The 6,307-nt window shown below is 55.5% G+C and carries 5 protein-coding genes and 1 pseudogene; 3 read left to right on the top strand and 3 right to left on the bottom strand.

The genetic code is table 11. From position 1 onward, the window contains the following. Window positions 1-22: 22 nt before the first annotated feature. Window positions 23-316, top strand: a complete 294-nt coding sequence (locus QZ196_RS17030) for an MOSC domain-containing protein (protein WP_366510995.1) — start codon at window positions 23-25, stop codon at window positions 314-316. 36 nt (window positions 317-352) lie between these two features. Here the strand turns inward: QZ196_RS17030 and typA are convergent, their stop codons facing one another. Further along, window positions 353-2,170 carry a translational GTPase TypA gene (gene typA, locus QZ196_RS17025; RefSeq protein ID WP_296428548.1) on the bottom strand — a complete coding sequence of 606 codons (1,818 nt, stop codon included), beginning with the start codon at window positions 2,168-2,170 and terminating at the stop codon, window positions 353-355. Window positions 2,171-2,484: 314 nt separating this feature from the next. Between typA and QZ196_RS17020 the strand changes: the two genes are divergently transcribed. After that, complete coding sequence (locus tag QZ196_RS17020; RefSeq protein WP_296428545.1) at window positions 2,485-3,438, top strand: transferrin-binding protein-like solute binding protein; 954 nt, start codon at window positions 2,485-2,487, stop codon at window positions 3,436-3,438. After that, window positions 3,423-4,175 (top strand): transferrin-binding protein-like solute binding protein, encoded by a 753-nt coding sequence (locus QZ196_RS17015; protein ID WP_296428544.1) that lies wholly within the window; start codon window positions 3,423-3,425, stop codon window positions 4,173-4,175. Before QZ196_RS17020 ends, QZ196_RS17015 begins: the two co-directional genes overlap by 16 nt. A 54-nt stretch (window positions 4,176-4,229) precedes the next feature. On the opposite strand, the gene QZ196_RS17010 is transcribed toward QZ196_RS17015, so the two are convergent. Next, a complete protein-coding gene (locus QZ196_RS17010; protein WP_296428543.1) occupies window positions 4,230-5,438 on the bottom strand; it encodes an NADP-dependent isocitrate dehydrogenase in 1,209 nt (402 codons plus the stop codon). Between the two features lie 453 nt (window positions 5,439-5,891). Further along, window positions 5,892-6,307: pseudogene (locus QZ196_RS17005) on the bottom strand (hypothetical protein); the annotation flags it as partial.

The raw sequence follows: 6,307 nt of genomic DNA, 5'->3' as shown, positions 1-6,307 counted from the left end.
GCTACCACACTGGATTCACTAGATGAATCCCTCACAGAATTTGTGCAACAGAGCCGCGGGCAGGCGGACAGTGGCCCCCGATGCGGTGCGGCGCAATCTTGTGATATCCGGTGTAAACCTGCTGGCCCTGCGCAATAGCGCGCTGCGGATCGGTGCGATTACGCTTGAAATCCACGGGCCCTGTCCGCCCTGTTCACGGATTGAAATTGTCTTGGGTCATGGCGGCTATAATGCAATGCGCGGCCACGGCGGCTGGTATGCCAGCGTTGTGACGCCCGGACAGATTTTTCTGGGTGATGTCGTGCGGCCGGACTAGGCAGGCTTTTCAAAAAGCCTGCCTCATCGTCATACTTCAGCCAGCGCGCGAATGCCGCTTACGCTCGTGCGGGTCCAAAAAGCGCTTGCGCAGTCGGATCGCGTTTGGCGTCACTTCGACCAGCTCATCATCGTCGATATACGCGATGGCTTGCTCCAGCGACATTGTGACCGGGGTGGTCAAACGCACCGCTTCGTCGGTACCGGATGCGCGCACGTTGGTCAGCTGCTTGCCCTTCAGAGGGTTCACTTCCAGATCGTTTTCACGGCTGTGTTCGCCGATGATCATGCCCGTATACACGGCCTCTTGGACACCAATAAAGAACTTGCCGCGATCTTCCAGTTTCCAAAGGGCAAATGCGACCGAGGTGCCATTTTCCATTGAAATCAGCACGCCAGCGCGGCGGCCCTGGATTTTACCCTTGTACGGGGTCCAGCCGTGAAACAGCCGGTTCAACACGCCAGAACCGCGCGTATCGGTCAGGAACTCGCCGTGATAACCGATCAGGCCGCGTGACGGCACCAGCGCGATAATGCGGGTTTTGCCGACGCCGGCTGGTTTCATTTCCAGCAGTTCGCCCTTGCGTGGCCCGGTCAGTTTTTCAACGACAGCGCCAGTGTATTCGTCATCGACGTCGATCGTCGCTTCTTCGACGGGTTCCATACGAACACCGTCTACGTCTTTATAGATGACCTGCGGGCGGGAAATCGACAGCTCGAAACCCTCGCGGCGCATGTTTTCAATCAAAACGCCCATCTGCAATTCGCCACGACCCGACACTTCAAACGCATCACCGCCGGGGGTGTCTTGCACCTTGATTGCGACGTTGACTTCGCATTCTCTCATCAGACGGTCACGAATGACGCGCGACTGTACCTTTTTGCCATCACGACCGGCCAACGGGCTGTCGTTGATGCCAAAGGTCACGGTGATGGTCGGCGGGTCAATCGGCTGTGCCGGAATGGCCGTATCGACGGACATATCACAGATCGTGTCGGCCACAGTCGCCTTCGACATGCCCGCAATCGTGACGATATCGCCCGCTTCGGCCACATCAATTGCGGTTTGCGACAGGCCACGGAAGGCCAGAATTTTGGAGACGCGGAATTGCTCGAGCTTCGTGCCATCGCGTGACAGCGACTTGACGGTTTCACCCGCGCGCAGCGTACCAGCCTCGACACGGCCCGTCAGAATACGTCCGATGAACGGGTCGGCCGACAGCGTTGTCGCCAACATCTGAAACGGCTCTTCGCGGCGCGAAATCTGCGCAGGCATCGGGACATGCTTGAGGATCATGTCAAACAGCGCGTCCAGATTTTCGCGCGGTCCGTCCAGTTCCATATCACACCAGCCGGAACGGCCAGAGGCATACATCGCCGGGAAATCCAGCTGATTGTCATCTGCACCAAGGTTGGCGAACAGATCGAAACATTCGTCCAGCGCGCGGTCAGGCTCGGCATCGTGCTTGTCGACCTTATTGAGCACGACAATCGGACGCAGACCCAGCGCAAGCGCCTTGGCCGTCACGAATTTGGTCTGTGGCATGGGGCCTTCAGCCGCGTCCACCAGCAAGACAACGCCGTCCACCATCGACAGGATCCGCTCGACCTCGCCACCGAAATCGGCGTGGCCGGGGGTGTCCACGATATTGATGCGCGTTCCCTTCCATTCAACGGACGTACATTTGGCAAGGATCGTGATGCCGCGCTCGCGTTCGATGTCATTGCTGTCCATCGCGCGTTCGGTCGTCGTTTCGTTTTCCCGGTACACACCGGATTGCTTGAGTAGTTCGTCGACAAGTGTTGTCTTGCCGTGGTCAACGTGCGCGATGATCGCGATATTGCGGATGTCCATTAGTCTGCCTTTGTACGGAGTTGACGCGCGCATACCGTGCATGCGCAGCAAAAGCCAGCCCTTAAAAAAAAGGACCGTGCGTTCAGTGTGTGATGTTGCGGCAATACATATGGATGACCGCCATCGCAATCAAGACAGGCATCACGACAACAGGGGGCCTGTGACGCTGCCGCTCCGCGACAATGCCGCATGTTTTTTCACGTCATCGAATTTCAGGCGTGGCCCTGCCTGATTTTGTATCTATAAACTGGCGGTAACGTTTACCATGCCATTGCACAGCCCACGTGATTTTGGCTCAGAACTCAGGATTTGCAATGCAGGCATCGTGCACCACGCTTTTCGCCCTTACCGCAATTGTATCGCTCGCTGCATGTGGCGGCGGAGGTGGTGAAGACAGCGGCGGTGGCGGCGGTCCGGTCACACCTGACACCAACGGTCTTGATTATGGCCAGAGCGGCCAATCGCTTGCGGATGCGGAAACAATCGAAATTACCGCAGCGGGCGCTGAAATCAAGGACGGCGTGGCTGTCATCCAAAGTGGGACCATCACGCTGGGCGCGAATTTCCTCGCCAGTGCGGCAAATGAACGAAACGGCACCGTCACAATCTTTGGCGTGCCTGTCACGATTACAGACGGCTTCGGTCAACTGTCGACCAACGATCAAATCGTGGACGTCTTCTATGACAGCACGCGCTCAGGGACCTATGTCGGCGCAATCCAGGTCGTCTCTTACGGCGCCATGGACCCATCCGCCACCGGGCCGACAATTGATGGCGAGACGCATTATGTCTTTGGCTTCGAAACGGACCCCGCCACGATCGACAACCGCCCGAACGGCAGCGCGATATATGACGGTGAATTCGTGGCAAGCGGCAATGCCACGCAGAACGGTAATCCAATCGGTGCGGCCGATGGCGTCGATATGGACGGCGACCTGACCATCACCGTCAGCTTTGCGAATACAAACACCGTCTCTGCGGTACTTGATGATGCCACCTACGACGCTGGGGGCACCCCGATCACCTTCGACCTTGTGATGACCAGCACCGCTTTTTCGGGTAATGACTTTTCCGGCAACCTGACGTGCGGCGCGGGTTGCAGCACCTCTACATCATCTATCGACGGGACATTCTACGGCCCCAATGCCGAAGAGCTGGGCGGCGTTCTGGCTCTTGACGTCACGTCCGGCACCTATGGCTACGAAGGCGTCGGTACATTTATCATCCCGCCACGGTGCGCCTTGTCCGTTTTGTGTCGGATAACGTGACCGGCGAAACAACGATCCAAATCACCGAAGAAACCTTTCTTATTGATATTACGGCCCCTGAAACAGAAGGTTTCAACGGTACAATTACTTATAACGGCGAGACGTTGACAGTGGTCGATGGTCAGGCGACGCTGGCAAATGGCCAAACGCTTTATAGCCGCTTCAACACCGGGGTAGACTTCTCGGGAACGGTCTCCCTTTATACCTACGCCTATGACAACACCGACGGCCCGGGAATAAATTCCCAAGGCTTTTTTGCCATAGGCGCCGAAACCAACCCAGCAGAGCTGCTGGATAACGGATTTGTTTCGTATTTTGGCTTTCTGGATGGATACGGCACGGTTCTTGACGGCAACGGTCAGGTCGTCGAAAATGAAGTCTCCATCGGTGGTACTGTCGTTATATACGTCGATTTTGACGAAAATTCGGTGAACGGCTTTATGGGTTTTGATGTTAGTTCAGAGGGCGAAATGACAAGCCTCACTGCGCAGCTTGAATTGACCCAGGGTGATCTGATTGGCAACGGGTTCGCAACAGATGCAAACAATGTTTTTGCATGCCCAGAATTTTCGACCTGCACATCCAACACGCAAATCGGTGGTGCCTTGTTCGGGCCTGACGGCGAAGAACTCAGCGGTGTCACGGGCATCGACTATTCAGAGTTTGGTGAAGACGGCGACAATGCGCATCTGATCGGCGCGGCTGGCTTTACTTTGACGTCTGGCGGCGGCGCGTAGTCTGCTTCTTTGGCTTTTCTGGGGGCAGCGTGAACTGCCCCCAATACTCAAAACCTACATCGCAGCGTTCAGGTTTTCGTCGATTTTTTCAAGGAAGCCTTCGGTCGTCAGCCATTTCTGATCCGGGCCGACCAGCAGCGCCAGATCCTTGGTCATAAAGCCGCTTTCAACCGTATCAACAACAACCTTTTCCAGCGTCTCGGCAAAGGCCATCAGCTCCGCGTTGTCATCCAACTTCGCGCGGTGCTTTAATCCACCGGTCCATGCAAAGATCGACGCGATTGAATTGGTCGATGTCGCCTTGCCGGCCTGATGCTGGCGATAGTGGCGCGTGACCGTCCCGTGGGCCGCCTCGGCCTCGACGATCTTTCCATCGGGCGTCATCAACTGGCTGGTCATCAGGCCCAGCGACCCAAAGCCCTGCGCGACCGTATCGGATTGCACATCGCCGTCGTAGTTCTTGCAGGCCCAGACAAACTTGCCCGACCATTTCATCGCTGACGCGACCATGTCGTCGATCAGGCGGTGTTCGTATGTGATGCCCGCAGCCTTGAATTTGTCGGCGAACTCTTCATCGAACACCTTTTGGAACAAGTCCTTAAAACGTCCGTCATAGGCCTTGAGAATCGTGTTCTTGGTCGACAGATACACCGGCCAACCCAGGTTCAGGCCATAGTTCAGCGATGCCCGCGCAAAGTCGATGATGCTTTCGTCCAGGTTATACATCCCCATGGCCACACCGGCGCCGGGGCTGTCATAGACCACTTTTTCGATCACGGTGCCGTCGTCGCCCACGAATTTCATGGTCAACTGGCCGGGGCCGGGCATCAGGAAATCGGTGGCCTTATACTGGTCACCGAATGCGTGGCGGCCAATGACGATCGGGTCGGTCCAGCCCGGCACAAGGCGGGGGACGTTCTTGCAGATGATCGGCGCGCGAAACACGACACCGCCAAGGATGTTGCGGATCGTGCCATTGGGGCTGCGCCACATCTGCTTGAGACCGAATTCCTCGACCCGCTGCTCATCGGGGGTGATCGTCGCGCATTTCACGCCAACGCCGATTTCCTTGATCTTTTCCGCGGCATCAATCGTGATCTGGTCATTGGTGCGATCACGCTCTTCCATGCCCAGATCATAGTACAGCAGATCAATGTCCAGATAGGGCAGGATCAGCTTTTTCTTGATAAAATCCCAGATAATCCGGGTCATTTCGTCACCGTCAAGCTCGACGATTGGGTTTTTTACCTTGATCTTGGACATCTCGTCCCTCCGCATGAACATGATTTATGACGCCGCCATAGCGCAATTATGCGCCGACGGGAAGGCTGTATGCGATTGTATACCGATTAAGCGACGCGTCGCCCTAATATGACATTATTCCGCGTCCGTTGACAGCACGGTAAAACTTTGGGCGCGGCGCGCCTTGAGCAATGATCGGCCAACGTCACGCGCGGGACGCAGCAAAACCGGCTGTGGCGTCCGCTGTTAAAACGATCACGATGCCAATTGGGCATAAGTGTGCACGAATCATTAAGGCTTGATTTCGCGAGCGGCATTAAAGTTATAATTATCAATATCTTAAACCCAAATCCTAAAAAGACAACAGCCATAAGCGTGCAAGATGGAAGCATAAACGTGCACAGCTACACCAAAAAAAGGGCCCGCCAGACGGCGAGCCAACTTTCTTCCTAAAATCTGTTGTGGTTGATCGGACTATTGGTTGAGCGCAAGTAGCCGCTGGGGGTCAAACGCTTCCCTGAAATCCGGTGCAGTGAATGGCGAATATTCTTTTGGGATGCCCTTCTTCAGGGAGAACTGCTTTACAAAATCTTGGACTTCCAGCTTCGACTTGCCCAGCAGTTTTGCTTCAACCAAGGTCGCGATAAGCACCTCGATGACAAGACCCCACCGATGAGAACTGGCGTGGTCAAGACGGGCGAGGAAATCCTCAGTCACAAGTTGTTCGATTTCAATCTCAACTTGATCTGCGTAAGCAAATAGCAGCTTGGTAAGCAAGGCTTTATCTCGAGTAACCTTGATTGTCGTGAAATGCACAGGGTCCAATAGTTCGTCGAGTGTCAACGGCAGAGTAAAAGTGAGCCAAAGGGCAGCGCAAAATGTTGCCACTT

The sequence above is a fragment of the Yoonia sp. genome, from assembly GCF_017854565.1.
Lineage (GTDB): Bacteria > Pseudomonadota > Alphaproteobacteria > Rhodobacterales > Rhodobacteraceae > Yoonia.
Note: the sequence above shows the minus strand (reverse complement) of the source record. Positions and strands in the feature narration are given on the sequence as shown.

Excerpts from the sequence above, each read along its gene's own strand:
- QZ196_RS17030 (WP_366510995.1), top strand. The coding sequence starts at position 23 with ATGAATCCCTCACAGAATTTGTGCAACAGAGCCGCGGGCAGGCGGACA.
- typA (WP_296428548.1), bottom strand. The coding sequence starts at position 2,170 with ATGGACATCCGCAATATCGCGATCATCGCGCACGTTGACCACGGCAAG.
- QZ196_RS17020 (WP_296428545.1), top strand. The coding sequence starts at position 2,485 with ATGCAGGCATCGTGCACCACGCTTTTCGCCCTTACCGCAATTGTATCG.
- QZ196_RS17010 (WP_296428543.1), bottom strand. The coding sequence starts at position 5,438 with ATGTCCAAGATCAAGGTAAAAAACCCAATCGTCGAGCTTGACGGTGAC.